This window comes from Variovorax sp. GW821-FHT06D12 (assembly GCF_059419205.1).
This window is the reverse complement of sequence record NZ_JBWKRI010000005.1, coordinates 1-16,986: the sequence shown is the minus strand read 5'-3', so window position 1 is coordinate 16,986 and position 16,986 is coordinate 1. Positions and strand designations below refer to the sequence as shown.

The 16,986-nt window shown below is 69.3% G+C and carries 17 protein-coding genes; 10 read left to right on the top strand and 7 right to left on the bottom strand.

Annotated features, from left to right (window positions below):
* Position 1: 1 nt before the first annotated feature.
* The 6 genes from AC07SQ_RS16420 (at position 2) to AC07SQ_RS16395 (ending at position 6,687) form a co-directional block, all read left to right on the top strand.
* Positions 2-841, top strand: a complete 840-nt coding sequence (locus AC07SQ_RS16420; protein WP_495272481.1) for an ABC transporter permease — start codon at positions 2-4, stop codon at positions 839-841.
* A gap of 115 nt (positions 842-956) precedes the next feature.
* Positions 957-1,994, top strand: a complete 1,038-nt coding sequence (locus tag AC07SQ_RS16415; RefSeq protein WP_495272482.1) for an ABC transporter ATP-binding protein — start codon at positions 957-959, stop codon at positions 1,992-1,994.
* The gene (locus AC07SQ_RS16410) at positions 1,994-2,989 is read left to right on the top strand and encodes an ABC transporter ATP-binding protein (RefSeq protein WP_495272483.1); all 996 of its coding nucleotides are present in this window, start codon (positions 1,994-1,996) and stop codon (positions 2,987-2,989) included. The genes AC07SQ_RS16415 and AC07SQ_RS16410 overlap by 1 nt, the downstream gene beginning before the upstream one ends.
* Complete coding sequence (locus tag AC07SQ_RS16405) at positions 2,986-4,293, top strand: amino acid deaminase (RefSeq protein WP_495272484.1); 1,308 nt, start codon at positions 2,986-2,988, stop codon at positions 4,291-4,293. The genes AC07SQ_RS16410 and AC07SQ_RS16405 overlap by 4 nt, the downstream gene beginning before the upstream one ends.
* Before the next feature lie 10 nt (positions 4,294-4,303).
* Positions 4,304-5,221, top strand: coding sequence for a MurR/RpiR family transcriptional regulator (locus AC07SQ_RS16400; protein ID WP_070064119.1), 918 nt, complete (start codon positions 4,304-4,306; stop codon positions 5,219-5,221).
* A complete protein-coding gene (locus AC07SQ_RS16395) occupies positions 5,218-6,687 on the top strand; it encodes an N-acyl-D-amino-acid deacylase family protein (RefSeq protein ID WP_495272485.1) in 1,470 nt (489 codons plus the stop codon). The genes AC07SQ_RS16400 and AC07SQ_RS16395 overlap by 4 nt, the downstream gene beginning before the upstream one ends.
* A gap of 7 nt (positions 6,688-6,694) precedes the next feature.
* Here the strand turns inward: AC07SQ_RS16395 and AC07SQ_RS16390 are convergent, their stop codons facing one another.
* The 3 genes from AC07SQ_RS16390 to AC07SQ_RS16380 form a co-directional block, all read right to left on the bottom strand.
* Entirely contained in the window at positions 6,695-7,954 is a 1,260-nt protein-coding gene (locus AC07SQ_RS16390; RefSeq protein ID WP_495272486.1) for a lactonase family protein, read from the bottom strand.
* Between the two features lie 18 nt (positions 7,955-7,972).
* Positions 7,973-9,505, bottom strand: coding sequence for an FAD-binding oxidoreductase (locus tag AC07SQ_RS16385; RefSeq protein ID WP_495272487.1), 1,533 nt, complete (start codon positions 9,503-9,505; stop codon positions 7,973-7,975).
* 273 nt (positions 9,506-9,778) lie between these two features.
* Positions 9,779-10,708, bottom strand: a complete 930-nt coding sequence (locus AC07SQ_RS16380; RefSeq protein WP_493194664.1) for a LysR family transcriptional regulator — start codon at positions 10,706-10,708, stop codon at positions 9,779-9,781.
* Positions 10,709-10,841: 133 nt separating this feature from the next.
* Here AC07SQ_RS16380 and AC07SQ_RS16375 point away from each other — a divergent pair, with 133 nt between their 5' ends.
* Together AC07SQ_RS16375 and AC07SQ_RS16370 are read left to right on the top strand one after the other, a co-directional pair.
* Positions 10,842-11,735: a transporter substrate-binding domain-containing protein gene (locus AC07SQ_RS16375; protein ID WP_495272488.1), complete on the top strand. Its 894-nt coding sequence runs from the start codon at positions 10,842-10,844 to the stop codon at positions 11,733-11,735.
* 4 nt (positions 11,736-11,739) lie between these two features.
* Positions 11,740-13,053, top strand: coding sequence for an aminotransferase class V-fold PLP-dependent enzyme (locus tag AC07SQ_RS16370; RefSeq protein ID WP_495272489.1), 1,314 nt, complete (start codon positions 11,740-11,742; stop codon positions 13,051-13,053).
* On the opposite strand, the gene AC07SQ_RS16365 is transcribed toward AC07SQ_RS16370, so the two are convergent.
* The 4 genes from AC07SQ_RS16365 to AC07SQ_RS16350 are packed head-to-tail and all read right to left on the bottom strand — an operon-like array spanning position 13,040 to position 15,407.
* A complete protein-coding gene (locus tag AC07SQ_RS16365) occupies positions 13,040-13,414 on the bottom strand; it encodes a c-type cytochrome (RefSeq protein WP_495272504.1) in 375 nt (124 codons plus the stop codon). The two genes, AC07SQ_RS16370 and AC07SQ_RS16365, sit on opposite strands and share 14 nt — an antisense overlap.
* A gap of 29 nt (positions 13,415-13,443) precedes the next feature.
* Entirely contained in the window at positions 13,444-14,013 is a 570-nt protein-coding gene (locus AC07SQ_RS16360) for a ferritin-like domain-containing protein (RefSeq protein ID WP_495272490.1), read from the bottom strand.
* A gap of 38 nt (positions 14,014-14,051) precedes the next feature.
* Positions 14,052-14,747, bottom strand: a complete 696-nt coding sequence (locus AC07SQ_RS16355; protein WP_495272491.1) for an RNA polymerase sigma factor — start codon at positions 14,745-14,747, stop codon at positions 14,052-14,054.
* Between the two features lie 57 nt (positions 14,748-14,804).
* On the bottom strand, positions 14,805-15,407 hold the full coding sequence (locus AC07SQ_RS16350; protein WP_495276201.1) for a DUF6306 domain-containing protein: 603 nt from the start codon (positions 15,405-15,407) through the stop codon (positions 14,805-14,807).
* A 107-nt stretch (positions 15,408-15,514) separates the two neighbouring features.
* On the opposite strand from AC07SQ_RS16350, the gene AC07SQ_RS16345 reads away from it, so the two are divergent.
* Both AC07SQ_RS16345 and AC07SQ_RS16340 read left to right on the top strand, forming a co-directional pair.
* A complete protein-coding gene (locus AC07SQ_RS16345) occupies positions 15,515-16,393 on the top strand; it encodes a LysR family transcriptional regulator (protein WP_495272505.1) in 879 nt (292 codons plus the stop codon).
* A 123-nt stretch (positions 16,394-16,516) separates the two neighbouring features.
* Positions 16,517-16,986 (top strand): contractile injection system protein, VgrG/Pvc8 family (locus AC07SQ_RS16340; RefSeq protein ID WP_495272493.1); only part of this gene is annotated, 470 nt, incomplete at its 3' end.

The following is a 16,986-nucleotide window of genomic DNA, read 5'->3' as shown; positions in this document are numbered from 1 at the left end:
GATGCGCATGCCTCGAATGCTCCGCCAGCTGATGCACCGCCGCATCGTGATGGTGTCCGCCCTGGTGCTGCTGGTGATTGCCATCATGGCCATCGGCGCGCCGCTGGTTGCCTCGGCCGACCCCAACGACACCGCGGTGCTGCAGCGCCTGAAGGCGCCCAGCGCCGAACACCTGCTCGGAACCGACGAACTCGGGCGCGACATGTACGCACGCATCGTGCACGGCGCGCGTTACTCGCTGGCCATCGCCGCGCTCACGGCGCTGGGTGCGGTCATCGCCGGCACGGTGCTGGGTTTGATGGCGGGGTTCTTCCGCCGCCTCGACGCACCTTTGATGCGTGTAGTCGACGCCATGATGTCCTTCCCCGACATCCTGCTGGCCATCGCGCTGGTGGCCATCCTCGGGCCTTCTTTGATGAACACCGTGCTCGCGCTGGTGCTGGTCTACACGCCGCGCGTGGCGCGGGTGGTGCGAGCCTCGACGCTGGTCGTGCGCGAACTTCTCTTCGTCGAAGCCGTGCGGGCCCTGGGCGTGCGCACCTCGCGCATCCTGTGGCGCCACATCCTGCCGAACCTGATGTCGCCGATCCTCGTGCAGGTGTCGTTCATCTTCGCCTACGCGATCCTGGCCGAGGCGGGTTTGTCGTTCCTCGGGGTCGGCGTGCCGCCCGAGATTCCCACCTGGGGCACCATGGTCGCGGGCAGCCAGCAGTACGCGCACCAGGCTTTCTGGGTGGTGCTGTTCCCGGGGCTGGCGATCATCTTCACGGCGCTGTCGCTGCAGCTGCTGGGCGATGGTGTGCGCGACCTGCTCGATCCGAAGCTCAAGAAGACGGCATGAAAGCACTCCCCCAGGCTTGCCCACTTCGTGTGGCCTCCTACCCCCTCGCCGGGGGCGATACCAGCAGCCCGGCGAAGCCGGTTCTGCGGTATCCCACGTGAAAGGCCTACCTGATATGAACATGGCTTCCAGTTCCCCACGCCTCACGGTCACCAACCTGAGCACCAGCTTCCCCACCGAGGACGGATTGATCCGCTCGGTGGCCGACGTGAGCTTTGCCATCCAGCCCGGCAAGACCACCGCGCTGGTCGGCGAGTCGGGCTCGGGCAAGTCGGTCACCAGCCTCACGCTGATGCGCCTGCTGCCCAAGACCGCCAACGCGCAGGTCAGCGGATCGGCCTCTTTCGTCACGCGCGAAGGCAAGACGCTGGACCTGCTGCAGATCGGCGAGCGCGAGATGCGCTCCCTGCGCGGCAACCAGCTGTCGATGATCTTCCAGGAGCCCATGACCAGCCTGAACCCGGTCTTCACCATCGGCGAGCAGATTGCCGAGAGCGTGCGCCTGCACAAGGGGCTGGACCGCAAGGCGGCATTGGCCCATGCACTGCGCATGCTGGAACTGGTCGAGATTCCGGCCGCCGCCCAACGCATCCACGAGTACCCGCACCAGCTGTCGGGCGGCATGCGCCAGCGCGTGATGATCGCGCTGGCCATGGCCTGCGACCCGACGCTGCTGATTGCCGACGAGCCGACCACCGCGCTGGACGTGACCATCCAGGCGCAGATCCTGGAATTGATGCGCCGGCTGCAGGCCGAGACCGGCATGAGCATCCTGTTCATCACGCACAACCTGGGCGTGGTGGCGCACCATGCCGACGACGTGGTGGTCATGTACTCGGGCCGCGTGGTCGAGCGTGCGCCGGTGCGGCCGTTGTTTGCGCAGCCCGAGCACCCGTACACGCAGGGCCTGCTGGCCTGCCTGCCGGGCAAGGCGCGCCAGCCGGGCCAGCCCAAGCCCAAGCGGCTGTTCGCCATTCGCGGGCAGGTGTCGAGCCCATTGGCCCCGCCGCCCGGTTGCGCCTTCGAGCCGCGCTGCGACCAGGCGCTGGCGAGTTGCAAGGATGCGATGCCGCCCCTGATCGATATCCGGCAGGACCGCCAGGCGCGCTGCGTGCGCGTGCAGCCCGACCAACCGCTCGCGAGGGCTGCATGATGACCACCGCTGTTTCTTCCTCGCCCCTCATCGAAGTCCGCGGGCTTAAAAAATACTTCGGCAGCAGCGAGCGCCCCGTGCGCGCGGTGGACGACGTGTCCTTCGCCATCCACCCCGGCGAGACGCTGGGCCTGGTCGGCGAATCGGGCTCAGGCAAGAGCACCATCGGGCGCACCGTGCTGCGCCTGGTCGAGCGCACCGAGGGCCAGGTGCTGTACCGGGGCGACGACATCGGAGATCTTTCGGGCGAGCGCATGCGCAAGCTGCGCAGCAAGCTGCAGATCATTTTTCAGGACCCGTACGCCAGCCTGAACCCGAAGATGCGCATCAGCGCCATCCTCGGTGAGGCGTTGTCCACGCACGGGCTGCACAAGGGCGCAGCGGCGCGCGACAAGCGCATTGCCGAGCTGCTGGAGACCGTGGGCCTGCGCCCCGAGCATGCGAGCCGCTTTCCGCACGAGTTCTCGGGCGGCCAGCGACAGCGCATCGGCGTGGCCCGCGCGCTGGCCGTGGAGCCCGAGTTCATCGTGGCCGACGAGCCGCTGTCGGCGCTGGACGTGTCGATCCAGTCGCAGGTCATCAACCTGCTGGCCGACCTGCGCGAACGCCTCGGGCTGACGATGCTTTTCATCTCGCACGACCTGGATGTGGTCGAGTACCTGTGCGACCGCGTGGTGGTGCTCTACCTGGGCAAGGTGATGGAAGTCGCCACCACCGAGGAGCTGTTCGCGAACCCCTCGCACCCCTACACCCAGGCGCTGCTGGCCGCGAGCCCGAAGCCCGATCCCGAGCTGGCCACCGAGCGCATCGCACTGAAGGGCGACATTCCCAGCCCGATCTCGCCGCCCTCGGGCTGCGTGTTCCGCACGCGTTGCCCGCATGCCATCGAGGCCTGTGCGCAGACGGTACCCAGCCTCGACGAGATTTCCCCCGCACACTACAGCGCCTGCATCCGCAAAGAACTGCTCTCCAACATCGCCGTTGCACGACCATGACCGATACCGCTTCTGCTACCCAAGACTTCATCGACCCGCTGCTCAGCGACCGTTTCAAGGGCTACCCGCGCACCCAGCCGCCGCGCCTGCGCAGTGAAGTCGGCGCCGCCGGCTGGAACGTGCTGGCCGGTGACCTGCCGCTGCCGCTGGCCGTGCTCAAGCGCGAGGCGCTGGAACACAACCTCCAATGGATGCAGGCGCGCGTGCGCGAATGGGGCATCGACCTGGCGCCGCACGGCAAGACCACCATGTCGCCGCAGCTGTTCCAGCGCCAGTTGGACGCCGGCGCCTGGGGCCTGACCTTTGCTACCGTCACGCAGCTGGCCGTGGGCGTGGCCGCCGGCGCGCGCCGCACGCTGATCGCCAACCAGGTCGTGAGCGACGAAGACCTCGCGGGCATCCAGCTGCTGCTGGCCGACCATGCGGACCTGCGCGTCGTGTTCCTGATCGATTCGATCGCGCAGCTGGCGCTGATCGAAGACTGGTCGAAGCGCCATCCTGCGAGCGTGCCTTTCGAGGTCATGCTCGAGATCGGCGTGCAGGGTGCGCGCACCGGCTGCCGCACGCACGACGAAGCCATTGCGCTCGCCACCCGGGTGCGCGCCAGCGACGCGGCCAAGCTCGTGGGCATCGAGACCTATGAAGGGCAGGGCGCCACCGGCGAAAGCGGGCCCGACACGGCCTACGCCACCACGCTGATGGACCGTGTGGAAGCCGTGGCCCGCCACTGCGACACGCACCAGTTGTTCGAGACCGACGAGGTGCTGGTCTCGGCCGGTGGCTCGGCCATCTTCGATCTGGTGGCGGGGCGGCTCAAGCCTGCATTGGGTTCACCGGTGCGCGGCCTGCTGCGCTCGGGCTGCTACGTCACGCACGACCACGGCTTCTACAAGCGCATGGTGAGCGTGGTCGACGAACGCCTGGGCTGCGAATGCGGCGAGGGCCTGACGCCGGCGATGGAAGTCTGGGCCAACGTGCAGTCGCGGCCCGAGCCGGGGCTGGCGATCCTGTCGGTCGGCAAGCGCGACATCTCCTTCGACCTGTCGATGCCCGTGCCAATCGCACGCGCGGCGCGCGGCGTGTTGCAGCCCCAGGGCGTGCCCGCCGGCTGGAAGATCACCGCGCTGAACGACCAGCACGCCTATCTGCGCTGGGATGAGAGCGAAGAGGCCGATGCACCCAAGGTCGGCGATCGCGTGGGCCTGGGCATCTCGCACCCCTGCACCACCTTCGACAAGTGGCACTGGATGCCCGTGGTCGAGAACGACTACCGCGTGAGCGACGCCGTCGCCATGCACTTCTGAAAACGCACCGATGACGCCCTCCTTGCTCCAGAGAATCGCCGAGGCGCGTGGCGATGCGCCGGCCACGCGGCGCGCGATTCTCGACCTGATCCTCGAAGACCCCGACCGCGCGCTCGAAGAGAGCTTCGAGCAGCTGGCCGAGCGCTCGCGCAGCTCGGTGCCCACCATCATGCGCACCTGCCGCGACCTCGGCTTTGCCGGGCTGCGCGAGTTCAAGCTCGCGCTCGCGCAGGAGCTGGCGCTCGGCGGTTCGCCGCTGCACCGCCGCGTCAACATCGAAGACGCCGCCGACGAAGTGGTCAGCAAGATCGCGCGCAGCGCCGCGGCTTCGGTCTCGGGCGTGCGCGGCCAGCTCGACATGCAGGTGCTCGACGGCGCCGTGCGCGCCATCGCGGCCGCACCGCACGTCGACCTGTACGGCGCAGGTGCCACCTCGTGGTTCATGGCGAACGACCTGCAGGCGCGGCTGTTCCGCCTCGGCCTGTCGGCCAACGCCTGGGCCGACTACCACCTGCAGCAGGTGGCCGGCGCGGCGCAGCGTCCGGGTGGCGTGGTCATCGCCATCTCGCACGTGGGCGGCATGCCCTCGCTGCTCGACGCGGTCGACATCGCGCGCGGGCAGGGCGCGAAGGTGGTCGCGCTCACGCGGCCGGGCACGGCGCTCGCGGCCAAGGCCGACTTCCTCATCGGCCTGTCGGTGCCCGACGACGCGGTGATGCACGTGGGCATCGACGCCTACCTCACGCACCTCACCGTCATCGAGATCCTCACCGTGCTGGTGGCGCAGCACCGCGGCGAGCCCGCCGTGCAGCGCCTGCAGCGCGCACGCGAGGCTTTCCAGCGCCACGGCATCGACGCCACCACGCACCCGCTGCAGAGCTGGGACGGTGGCGGCATCAACGCAAAAAAGGGAGATGGCGAATCATGAGCACCGCACCCGCTGTGCTGCTCGAAGCCGGCCTCGTGGTCGACGGCTCGGGCGGCCCTTCGTGGCCCGGCGACGTGCTGTTGCAGGGCGACCGCATCCTGGCGCTGGGCGACGGCCTGCGCACGCGCCTGCCTGCCGGGTTGAACATCGCAGACGTCGACGTGGTCGACTGCCGCGGCAAGGTGATCGCGCCCGGCTTCATCGACGCGCACACGCATGACGACGCCATCGTGCTGCGCGACCCGCTGTGCCTGCCCAAGGTGTCGCAGGGCATCACGACCGTGGTCACGGGCAACTGCGGCATCTCGCTGGCGCCGTACCGCACACCGCAGTCGAAGCCGCCGCTCACGCTGCTGGGCGCAGATTCGTTCAAGCACGCGACCATGGCGGAGTACCGCGCCGCGGTCGATGCGGTGCAGCCTGCACTCAACGTGGCGGCGCTGGTGGGCCACACCACGCTGCGCTTCGCTGCGATGCAGGCGCTCGACCGGCCTGCCGACGGCGACGAACTGGCGCGCATGGAAACGCTGCTCGACGACTGCATGGCTTCGGGCGCGCACGGCATGTCGTCGGGCCTGTTCTACGAAGAAGCCTTTGCGGCGCCGGCCGAGGAAGTCACCGCGCTCGCGCGCGTCGTGGCGCGCCATGGCGGGGTGTACGCGACGCACCTGCGCAGCGAGATGCAGCAGATCATCGAGGCGCTGCACGAGGCCGGCGACACGGCCTTCAGCGCGGGCGTGCCGCTGGTGATCTCGCACCACAAGTGCGCCGGTCCCGCGAACTGGGGCCGCACGAAGGAGACGCTGCCGCTGATCGAGGCGCTGTCGCAGCGCCAGGAGATCGCGATGGACGTGTATCCCTACGTGGCCGGCTCCACCGTGCTGCGCGAGGATCTGGTCGACGGCGTGATCGACGTGCTGCTGACCTGGTCCGACCCGCACCCCGAGATGACCGGCCGCCTCATCTCCGACATCGCGCGCGAGTGGGGCACCACCGAGCAGGAAGCCTGCCTGCGGCTGAAGCCCGGCGGTGCGTGCTATTTCCAGATGCAGGAAGAAGACGTGGAGCGCGTCATTGCGCACCCGCTGACCATGATCGGCAGCGACGGCCTGCCGCACGACCGCCATCCACATCCCCGCCTGTGGGGCGCGTTTCCGCGTGTGTTCGCGCGCTACTGGCGCCAGCGCAAGCTCTTCACGCTGGAGCAGGCGGTGCACAAGATGACCGGCATGACGGCGCGCAACCTGCGCATCGCGGATCGTGGCCTGCTGCGCGTCGGCACGATGGCCGACGTGGTGGTGTTCGACCCGGAGACCATCACCGACACCGCCACCTACGACAAGCCGCATGGCGTGAGCCTCGGCGTCGAGCGCGTGTTCGTGAACGGCGTGCTGGCCTACCGCGGCGGCGAAGGCGAAGCGAAGGTGCTGGCGCGCGCGGGGCGGATGCTCACGCGCGGACGCTAGGCGTCAATCAAGCAAATACCAGGCAGACGGGCGCGGGCACCTGCGCCACTTGCACCGGCTGGTCCAGCGTGCCGCTGGCCGGATCGATGCGCAGGCGCAAGAGGGTGTCACCCTTCTGGCTGAGCGCGTAGAGGTGGCTGCCGCCCGGCGCCATCGCCAGCGCACGCGGAAAGCGCAGGCCTTCGCCCCAGTGCTGCAGCGGTGTCAGTGCGCCGTTGCTCGGGTCGATGCGGAACGCGGCGATGCTGTCGGCCATCGGGTGGTCCGACTTCAAGCGGCGGTTGCTCGCGTAGAGAAACTGCCCCGACGGATGCATCACCAGCGCCGCCGCGTTCTTCTGGCCGGTGTAGCCCTCGGGCACGGTCGAGACGCGCTGGCGCTGTTCCCCGACCTTGCCGCTCGCCGCGTCGTAGCCGAAGCCCGCGACCGTGGCGTCGAGTTCGTTCACCACGTACAGGAAGCGCTGCGACGGATGCAGTGCCAGGTGGCGTGGGCCGCTGCCGGGCGCGACGGCCGTGCGGCCGAGCAGGGCCAGCTGGCCGTCGGCGAGCGTGAACGCGTTGATGCGGTCGGTGCCCAGGTCGGTGGCGAGCAGGCGCTTGCCCGTGCCGTCGAACAGCACCATGTGCGGATGCGGCGATTCCTGCCGCTGCGCGTCGGGGCCGGTGCCGGTTTCCTTCTCGATGCCCGAGACCTTGCCGAGCCTGCCGTCCGCCTCGATGGGCAGCACGTTGTAAGCACCGCCGCCGTACAGCGCCACGGCCAGCGCGCGGCCGTCGGGCGACACGGCCAGGTGCGCGGGGACCACGCCCGAGAGCGAGAGCGGCTGGCGGTTGAGCAGCGTCAGCCGACCGTCGTTCGCATCGATCGCATAGGCCTCGGCCGTGCCGGTGGGCAGGCCCTGGTAGGTGTCGATCTCGTTGATCGCGTAGAGGAAGCGCCGGCTCGGGTGCACCGCGAGGAACGAGGGGTTCGCGCTCGCGACGGTCTGCACCGGCGTCCAGCTGCCGTCCCGGATCGCGAGCACGTAGATGCCCTTCGATGCCGGGCCGCCGGCGGTACCGCCCGGTGCGTCGCTGGTGTAGGTGCCGACGTAGGCGAAGCGGGGCGCGGGCGCGGTGCTGGCGGTGGTTGCGGCCGCGCCGGTGTCGGGCGTCTGTGCGCCGGCGGGGACCATCGGGGTCAGTGCGCCGAGCGCGGAGGCGCCGCCGATCCACTGCATGACGGCGCGGCGGTCCTGGCCGAAGCGGTTGGGGCTGTGTGGCATGGAAATCCTTCCTCTCGTTCAGGGCCGCACCGACATGGCGTGGTGAAAGATGTTGTTCGGGTCGTAGCGCCGCTTCACTTTCCGAAGGAAGGCGTAGAGGCCCTGGTCCCCGTAGTAGAGCTGCGGCCAGAACGGGTGCGCCAGCATGTCGTTGTCCGGGTAGTTGATGTAGCAGCCCTCGTAGCGCTCGCCGGGGTAGGGCGTACCGGCAAAGCGTTCGGGCACGTCGGGCGTGCCGTACACGTCGCGGTAGAAATCGCCGATCCAGCGCAGGTGGCCCGCATCGTCCGCCGCACTGCGCCAGTAGGTCTGGTACTGCAGCTTCATGATCGACGCGCGCTGCGGCACGGCGGTGTCGTCGATGCGCTCGGGCTTGTTGATCGCCCCGCCATAGGAGTCGACCTGCACCAGCGACTGGCTCAGGTCGATGCCGGGCATCGTGCGCGTGAGGTGCGTGTAGATGCGCTGCGCCTCGCGCGCGGTGAAGTTGCGCTTCATGTAGGCCGACTTGTACTTGCCGCGCTGGTTCTCGCCCGAGCCGTTGAGGTATTGCGTGGCCGTGAGCCAGTCGTAGCGCGTCACGGTGTGCGGCTTGGAACACAGCAGCTGCCCCGTGTCTTGCCGCGGCGCCGGGCCCACGCCGGGCGCGCGGCCTTTCAGCGGCACGGGCGTGCAGGCGCGAAAGCGCTCGAGAAAGTCGTGCAGCACCGTGAGGTCGTTGCAGGTGCCGTCGGGGTTGCAGAACTGCGTGAGCATCACGATCTGGCCCGACGAGCGGTGCGTGAGCTTGAGCAGCGAGAACATGCCCCAGGTGTCGGGCGAGGTGCCGCGCGTGGCCCAGTAGTCGCCGTAGATGGCGAGCAGCTGGGCGAAGCGCGCGGGCGTCATGCTGGCCCAGTCGAACGCGACCACCGCGAGCGCCACCTCGCGCGGCGCGGTCGGCAGGGTGTCGAACACATAGCTGGTGATCGCGCCGAAGTTGCCGCCGCCCGCGCCGCGGCAGGCACGGAACAGATCCGGGTCGCGCGTCGCATCCACGGTGCGCGGCACGACCTTGCCGCGCGCATCGACCGTGAGGATGTCCACCGCCGAAAGCCAGTCGACCGTGAGGCCCTGCAGGCGCGAGAGCAGGCCGTAGCCGCCGCCGCAGATGTGTCCGCCCGCGCCCACCGAATAGCAGGAGCCGCCGGGCAGCGTGACGTTGTGCTGCTTGTACAGCTCGAGGTAGCCGTTCCAGTTCTGCGTGCCGGGCGCGACGCGGTAGCGGCCGTCGCCCTTGCGCTCGGCACTGGCCTGCGTGAGCAGGCTCAGGTCGAGGATCGCACCGCCGGGGTTGTTGGAGACGAAGTCTTCATAGCAGTGCCCGCCGCTGCGCACCGTGGGCCGCCGGCCCGCATCGACGATGCGCTGCAGCGCGGCGGCGGCATCGTCCGCGTTCTCCACCAGCTCGATGCGCGACGCCGCGTCAGACTCCGCGGAAGGCCATCGCAGGTTGAAGCCTTTCTTCAGGGTGTTGTAGCGCGAATCCTGGCGTGTCACGGTGATGGTCATGGGCACTTTCTGAAGGACGCCGAGCGACGGCGGTAAGACGAAAGAAGGACGCGAAACCTGGGGCGTGTCTTACGCGCGGGTATTCATTTGCAAGGCCGGCCGGAAATGGAAGCGTTATGTCTTATCTCCAGCAGGCCGTGCGGAATGCCGCGCGATGGCGCTCATCTTGCCGTCAATTTCGAGCGCGACGCACCCCCTCGAAAGCATGTGGGTTTCGCGTCACGAACGCCGCGTTCGATGCGCAGCAAGGGCGCGCAGACAGCGCCTGCGATCTCAGCGTGCGCCTGCGGCGGCTTCGTCTTCCGGCTGCGCCTGGAACATGCGCGTGAAGTCGCAGCACGCCTGCGCCAGCATCACGATCGACGAGGTGAGCGCGCTGCGGTGCTCGCCCTTGTGCATGGCCACGTAGCGCACCACGGGCAGCGCGGGCGTCACGTCGAGCACCTCGAGCATGCCGGCATCGACCAGCGGCGCGAGGCATTCGCGCGGCAGGTAGCTCACGCCCAGGCCCGACACGGTGAGGCCCGTGAGCGCCACGAGGTTGCTCACCACGATCGCGTTGGCGGGCTGCACGCCCTGGTCCTTCATCCAGGCGTCGTAGGCGCGGCCGGTGCCCGAGTTGTTGCCCTGCACCAGCATGCGGTGGCGCGCCAGGTCGTGCAGGCGCACGGTGCCGCCGGCCTGCACGACGCCGGGCTTGCACATCCACGCGCTCTTCACCCGGCCGATGACCTTGCTCTGCATGCGCGAGTCGGCAAAGGTGTGGGGCACGATGACCACGTCGAGCTCGTCGGCCAGGAGCTTGTCGCGCAGCTGCAGGCTGTCGTCCACGTCGGGCTCGAGGATCACCTTGGGGTAGTGCTGCTGGATCAGGCCGACCAGGCGCGGCAGCCACGTCATCGCGGTGAGTTCGGTCACGCCCAGGCGGATGCGCCGCTCCACCACGCCGGGCTTGCCGAACTGCTCGACCGCGGCGTCGCGCTGGTCGAGCAGCTTCCTGGCGAGCACGAACATCTCCTCGCCCTTCTCGGTGAGGCGCGCCGTGCGCTGGCTGCGGTCGAAGAGTTCGGTGTCGAACAGCTGCTCCAGCTCGTGCACGCGCTTGGAAATGGCCGACTGCGAGGTGTGCAGCTGGTTGGCCGCCTGCGCGAAGCCGCCCAGCCGGGCGATCCAGTACAGGGCTTCGAGTTGCTTGAAGGTCATCACGGCGGGCGGCTCCTGAACAAAAGAACGCTTTTCTTCATGCGATTCGATCACAAAAAATCGCTTTTAGAAATTCATCGGGACGCAGAAGATGCGCGCCAGGCCACCGTCATTGCAACCCAAGGAACACACCATGGACTTCAAACTGCCTCTTGCTTCGGCACTCGCCCTTGTCTTTGCCTGCGGCGCCGCCAGCGCACAGGACGCCGGCACGCTGCGCAAGATCAAGGACAGCGGCACGATCCAGATCGGCGCGCGCGACAGCCAGATCCCGTTCTCGTACAAGCTCAGCGCCGACAGCGCGCCCATCGGCTTCACCAACGACATCTGCCTGAAGATCGTCGACGCGGTGAAGGCCAAGCTGGGCCTGCCGAAGATCGAGGTGCGCTACACCATGCTCAACTCGACCAACCGCATCCCGCTGCTGCAGAACGGCACCGTGGACCTCGACTGCGCGACCACCACCAACACCACGCAGCGCCAGGCGCAGGTCGACTTCGCGCCCAGCCACTTCGTCACCAACATCACGGCCGCCGTGAAGAAGAGCTCGGGCATCAACGCGCTGCCCGACCTCAACGGCAAGAACGTGGCCACCGTCTCTGGCAGCACCTCGATCCAGCTGCTGCGCGGTGCGCGCAAGAGCGGCACCATCGAGGTGAACGAGATCGCGGGCAAGGACACCTCCGACGGCTTCCTGCTGCTGTCCACCGGCCGCGCCGATGCCTACGTGCTCGACGACGTGCAGCTGGCCGGCATGATCGCCAGCGCCACCAACCCGGGCGACTACAAGATCCTCAAGGAGTCGCTGCGCCAGGAGCCCTACGGCATCATGCTGCGCAAGGACGACCCCGAGTTCAAGGCGCTGGTCGACGAGACGGTCAACGGCCTCATGAAGTCGGGCGCCATCGAGCAGCTGTACACCAAGTGGTTCCTCTCGCCGATCCCGCCGCGCAACGCGAACCTGAACTTCCCGATGACGGATGCGGTGCGCGAGATCTACAAGAACCCCAACAACAAGGGCGTCTGACACCATGGCAACCACACGCGCGGACCTGCCGAAAGGCGAGCTCCTTTCCGATGCGCTGATGCGCCAGGTGCGCGAGCGCTTCCTGGGCATCGAACGCGACCACCACGGCCGCGAGCGTCTGTACTTCGACAACGCCGGCGGCTCGTTCCGGCTCAAGGCCGCGGTCGAGCGCTTCGCGCAGGTCGACGCCATTCCCGACAACGCCGAGCGCATCCACGCCACCGCCGTCGAGCTGCAGGCGATGCAGGCGCGCGGCGCCGACGACCTGCGCACCATCCTCAACGCCACCGGCGGCAGCGTGTACCCCTCGCTCACCGCCTCGGGCGCGATGTTCGACATGGTGCGCGCGGTGGCCGAGAACGTGCCGGGCACGAACATGGTCACGACCGCGCTCGAGCACCCGTCGGCCTTCGACGCCATGCGCCTGTATGCGGAGCGCCTCGGGCGCGAGCTGCGCGTGGCCAAGAGCAACCCCGTCACCGGCGGCGTCGACGTGGACGCCATCGTGGGGCTGGTCGACGAAAACACCTGCCTGCTCAACGTGATCCACGCGTCGAACATCTCGGGCGCCAAGCTCGACATGGCGGCCATCGTGCGGCGCGCGCGCGAGATCAAGCCCGACCTGTACATCCTCGTCGATGCCGTGCAGCACGCGCCGCACGGCGTCATCGACCTGCAGCAGACGCCGGTGGACGGCATCAACCTCGCGCCCTACAAGTTCTTCGGCTGCCGCGGCTCGGGCTTCTCGTGGATGTCGGAGCGCGCGGCTGCATTGCCGCACCACAAGCTGGCCGGCAAGAAGCCCGGCCACTGGGAGCTGGGCAGCTCGGCGCCGTGGCAGTTCGCGGTGCTCACCGAGATCGTCGACTACGTGGGCTGGCTCGGCGGCCATTTCACCGAGGCGACCGACCGCCGCGCGCGCTTCGTGGCGGGCATCGAGCGCATCGAGCTGCACGAGCGCGCGCTGCTGGCGACGCTGCTCGACGGCACCGCGCAGACGCCGGGCCTGCGCGCGCTCGACGGCGTGCAGGTGTTCCTCGATCACGAAGACTTGACGCAGCGCGACCTGATTTTGGGCATCGGCTTCGACGGCCTTGATTGCACACAGGCCGTGGTGGAGTACGGCCAGCGCGGCGTCACCGTGTACGAGCGCGTGGCCAGCAGCATCTACTCGAAGCGGATGCTCGAGTCCTTCGGGCTCGAAGGCACCGTGCGCGTGTCGCCGCTGCACTGCCACACGGTGGGCGAGATGGAAGCTTTCCTGCGCGTGACGCGCGAGATCGCGGACGCTTTCACGCCCGCGGTCAACGCGGCATAGGCCGCGCCAGCGCCGCGCAGGCCGGCGTGTCGTTCGCCTGCCGCAGGTAGGCGAGCAGGTCGGCGCGCTCCTGCGGGTCGGGCACGCCGTCGTAGGTCATGCTGCTGCCCGGCACCATCGCGAGCGGGGCGCTGAGGAAGCGGTCGAGCGTCTTGTCGTTCCACACGATGCGCGACTTCTTCATCGCCTCCGAGTACGCGAAGCCCGGCACGCTGCCGGCGAGCCGGCCGAACAGGCCGCAGTGACGCGGCCCGACCCGGTCGGTGGCCAGCGCGTGGCAGGCCTGGCAGCGCGCGTAGACCTGTTCGCCGCGCACCGCGTCGGGCGTTGCGGCACCTGCGCAGGCCCACGCGGCCAGCAGGCCCGCTGCGAGCCCGCGCGCCGCACGGCTCACGACACGAACGCCGAAGGCACCGGCGCCTCGCCGAGCGCCTGGCGCAGCACGGCCCAGTGCATCGCCTCGTCGCCGAGGATGCTGGCCGCGGCCTTCGACAGCTCGCGGTTGCCGAACAGCGGCACCGCGCCCAGGTAGGCGCTCACGGCGCCTTGTTCAAGCTTCGCGGCGAAGCGCAGCACGTCGGCCTGCGACTTGAGCTGCTCCACCGGGAAGTCGTAGCGCGCCTTGGCCGCGACGGCCTTGCCGCCGAGCTTCGCGATGGTCTTGGCCAGCACGTCCGCATGTTCCTTGTGGTGGCCCTGGAAGGTCACGGCGAGGTCGAGCACAGGCTTCTCGAGCAGCTTGCTTTCCGCGCCGAGCTGGTAGGCCGCAATGGCTTCGAGCTCGGCGCCGAGCGCGGTGTTGAGGATCTGCACGTCGTTGCCGGTGGCACCGCCGCTCTTCGCGGCGAGCGCGTCGCGTCCCGCCAGCAGCGCCACGGCGGTGCCCGACAGCATCAGGCCGGAGTGGCCGAGAAAGGCACGCCGCGCGGCGGCCGGGGTGGGCATCAGGAAAAAGGACATGGTGGGGTCTCCTCGGGGGTGGTGGTTGTGGGAAGCCATCAGGGCAGCGCCGCCAGCACGCGCGCGACGATGCGGTCGCAGCGCGCGCCGTCGAACGCGAAGGCGTCGCCCGTCGCCAGGTCGATGTCGCGCGACAGGCTGTCGCGCAGCAGGCTGCGGGCGCGAAAGAAGCGCAGCCGCACCGTGGCCTCGGGCAACTGCAGCGCCTCGGCGGTTTCGCCGACGCTCAGTTCCTGCACCGCGCGCAGCACGAACACGGTGCGGTAGGCGTCGGGCAGCCGGTCGATGCGGCGCTCCATGAGTCGGCGAAGGTCTTCCCGCATGGCGAGGCGCTCCGGTTGGCGGTCGGGGTCGTCGGCGAGTTGGGTGTCGGGGGCGTCGTCGTCGTCCCCCGCAGTCGCGCCGCCGTCGAGCGGAATCACCTGCGCGCCGCGGCGGCGCAGGCGGCCCAGCGCCTCGTTGATGACGATGCGCACCAGCCAGGTCGAGAGCTTCGCCTCGTCACGGAAGCCGCCGATGGCGCGCCAGGCGCGCAGGTAGGCGTCCTGCAGCGCGTCTTCGGTGTCGGCGTCGCTGTGCAGGATGCTGCGCGCGGTGCGAAACAGCAGCTGGTTGTGGCGCCGCATGATGCGCGCGAAGGCCTGCGTGTCGCCCTGCGCGGCGCGTGCGGCCAGTTCGGCATCGGACGCGTTCGCGTCGGCATTAGTAGGGAGGGGCAGGGCGGTGGGCGGCATGCGGTGAGTTCCTTCTGCCCATTGGATGGCGCATCCCTGCGCCGTGTTGCAACTTTCTCAGGCGTCTTCCTGCGGCCCGCGCGGGGCCTGTTGCGCGCTCACGCGTGCGATGTTCTGCTGGTGCGACACCAGCATGGCCGTCAGCTCGCCGTGGATGTGCGCGTCGACGATGCGCGGCAGCAGCGCCTGCAGCTTGCGCACCACCCAGCCCTGGCCGCGGTTGAGCAGCGCCAGGCGCGCACCCAGTGCCGGCACGGCCATCGCGCGCTCGTAGAAGGCGCCGGTGCGCGTGCTGGGCGTGGCGGCCAGCGACTGGATCGCGTCGATCAGCACGCCGCACCAGCGCACCTCGTCGCGATGGATGTCGGTCACCAGGCGCTGCAGCGCGGGGTCGGCGGTCTCGGCGGCGCTGCGCAGCGTGATGCGCGCGCCGGCGCGCTCGGCTTCGAGCAGTTCGTTCAGCGCGGCGAGCAGTGCGTCGCGGTCGCCGGCTTCGCGGTAGGCCGCGTCGAGCTCGTCGGCGTAGCAGACCGGCGAGGACACCTCCACACGCTCGGGAAAACGCAGCCCCTGCGCGCGCAGCGCGGCGGGCGTGTCGGCGAAGGGCGCAGCAGCATCGTTGGGCGGGGCGGCGTGGGGCATGGGCGGCAGGGGGCGCATGGGGCGGGGCTCCTGGAAACGTGTGCCTGCCCATGGTGAACCGATGCTTCTCCCCAAGCCAATGAATGTTCATTGCAAATGAGTGCAAAAAAACTAATATGAATCCGATGGACATCGGCCTCGCCCGCACCTTTCTCGAAGTCGCGGCCACCGGCAGCTTCGTGGCCGCGGCCGAGCGGCTGCACCTGACGCAGACCGCCGTCAGCGCGCGCATCCGCCTGCTCGAAGACCAGCTTGGGCGGCGCCTGTTCGTGCGCAACAAGGCCGGCGCGCGGCTCACCGCGTCGGGCGAGCGCTTCGTGGCCCACGCGACCACGCTGGTGCAGGTGTGGGAGCGCGCACGCCAGCATGTGGCGCTGCCGCCGGGGATCGAAGAAGGCGTGAGCGTGGGCAGCGAGCCCAGCCTGTGGCATCCGCTGCTGGCCGACTGGCTGATCTGGATGCACCGCGTCTGCCCCGAGATCGCGCTGCGCGCCGAGGTCGACAGCGCGCAGCGCCTGCTCGACGCTGTGCAGGGCGGCGCGCTCGACCTGGCCGTGCTCTACAACCCGCCGCAGCGCGCCGGCCTCGTCGCCGAATTGCTGGCCGAGGAGCGGCTGGTGATGGTCACCACCGACCCCGACGGCCGGCTCGACCGTGCGCGCTACGTGTCGGTCGACTGGGGCCCGGCCTTCGCGGCCAACCACGAGGCGGCGTTTCCGGAGCTGGCCCATGCGCCGGTGTCGATCTCGCTCGGGCCGCTGGCGCTCACCTACCTGCTCGCCGTGGGCGGCGCGGGCTACTTCCGCATCGGCGTCGCGCGGCCCTTCCTGGCCGACGGCCGGCTGCGGCTGGTGGAGGGCGCGCCGGAGTTCTCGCATTCGGCCCACGCTGTGTATGCGCCGCAGCGCGAGAACGAGACGCTGGCGCGCGTGCGCGCCGGGCTGCGGCTGGTCGCGGCGGCGGAAGAGGGGTGCCAGGGCGGCGGCGTGCATTCGCCGGCTTGAGGCGCCGTCCTGCATCGCCGGGTGCTACTTTCAGGTACTTACGCTCGGGCCACCGGGACTCCGACAATCGGACGCATGCCACCCCGCGCAACGCGGGGAAGAAAAATAAGTTCGGGGAGTTTCATGTCCAACCACGGCAGCGTGCCCTTGCGCATGCGTTCGTCGTCACCATCCGCTGACCGCAGTGCCCTGTGGGCCGAGCTGAGCCAGACGGCGCGGCTGTATCGCCTCGAAGCGTCGAGTGCTTCGTCGTCCTCCAACAGTGCCGCCCGCGAGAGCATCGACGCCCTGCGCGTGGAGGGCTGGGTGCAGCGCGAGGCGGTGTCGCAGCTGTTCGAGCTGCGCATCGTGTGCCTGAGCCTGCGTGCGGACCTGGCGCTGTCTTCGCTGATCGACCAGCCGCTGACGCTGGTCACCGTGCTGGCCAATGGTTCTCTCGCACGACGTACGGGCTTGATCCGCGCCGTCGAATCGCTGGGCGCCGACGGCGGCCTGGCGCGCTACCGCCTGACCTTGGTGCCCTGGCTCTGGCTGGCCACCCAGCAAGGGCGCAGCCAGGTCTTCCAGCAACGCAGCGTCGCCGACATCATCGA

What these genes read in the sequence shown, in the direction of transcription:
- AC07SQ_RS16420 (WP_495272481.1), top strand. Translation starts at nt 2, where the DNA reads ATGCGCATGCCTCGAATGCTCCGCCAGCTGATGCACCGCCGCATCGTG.
- AC07SQ_RS16415 (WP_495272482.1), top strand. Translation starts at nt 957, where the DNA reads ATGAACATGGCTTCCAGTTCCCCACGCCTCACGGTCACCAACCTGAGC.
- AC07SQ_RS16410 (WP_495272483.1), top strand. Translation starts at nt 1,994, where the DNA reads ATGACCACCGCTGTTTCTTCCTCGCCCCTCATCGAAGTCCGCGGGCTT.
- AC07SQ_RS16405 (WP_495272484.1), top strand. Translation starts at nt 2,986, where the DNA reads ATGACCGATACCGCTTCTGCTACCCAAGACTTCATCGACCCGCTGCTC.
- AC07SQ_RS16400 (WP_070064119.1), top strand. Translation starts at nt 4,304, where the DNA reads ATGACGCCCTCCTTGCTCCAGAGAATCGCCGAGGCGCGTGGCGATGCG.
- AC07SQ_RS16395 (WP_495272485.1), top strand. Translation starts at nt 5,218, where the DNA reads ATGAGCACCGCACCCGCTGTGCTGCTCGAAGCCGGCCTCGTGGTCGAC.
- AC07SQ_RS16390 (WP_495272486.1), bottom strand. Translation starts at nt 7,954, where the DNA reads ATGCCACACAGCCCCAACCGCTTCGGCCAGGACCGCCGCGCCGTCATG.
- AC07SQ_RS16385 (WP_495272487.1), bottom strand. Translation starts at nt 9,505, where the DNA reads ATGACCATCACCGTGACACGCCAGGATTCGCGCTACAACACCCTGAAG.
- AC07SQ_RS16380 (WP_493194664.1), bottom strand. Translation starts at nt 10,708, where the DNA reads ATGACCTTCAAGCAACTCGAAGCCCTGTACTGGATCGCCCGGCTGGGC.
- AC07SQ_RS16375 (WP_495272488.1), top strand. Translation starts at nt 10,842, where the DNA reads ATGGACTTCAAACTGCCTCTTGCTTCGGCACTCGCCCTTGTCTTTGCC.
- AC07SQ_RS16370 (WP_495272489.1), top strand. Translation starts at nt 11,740, where the DNA reads ATGGCAACCACACGCGCGGACCTGCCGAAAGGCGAGCTCCTTTCCGAT.
- AC07SQ_RS16360 (WP_495272490.1), bottom strand. Translation starts at nt 14,013, where the DNA reads ATGTCCTTTTTCCTGATGCCCACCCCGGCCGCCGCGCGGCGTGCCTTT.
- AC07SQ_RS16355 (WP_495272491.1), bottom strand. Translation starts at nt 14,747, where the DNA reads ATGCCGCCCACCGCCCTGCCCCTCCCTACTAATGCCGACGCGAACGCG.
- AC07SQ_RS16350 (WP_495276201.1), bottom strand. Translation starts at nt 15,407, where the DNA reads ATGCGCCCCCTGCCGCCCATGCCCCACGCCGCCCCGCCCAACGATGCT.
- AC07SQ_RS16345 (WP_495272505.1), top strand. Translation starts at nt 15,515, where the DNA reads ATGGACATCGGCCTCGCCCGCACCTTTCTCGAAGTCGCGGCCACCGGC.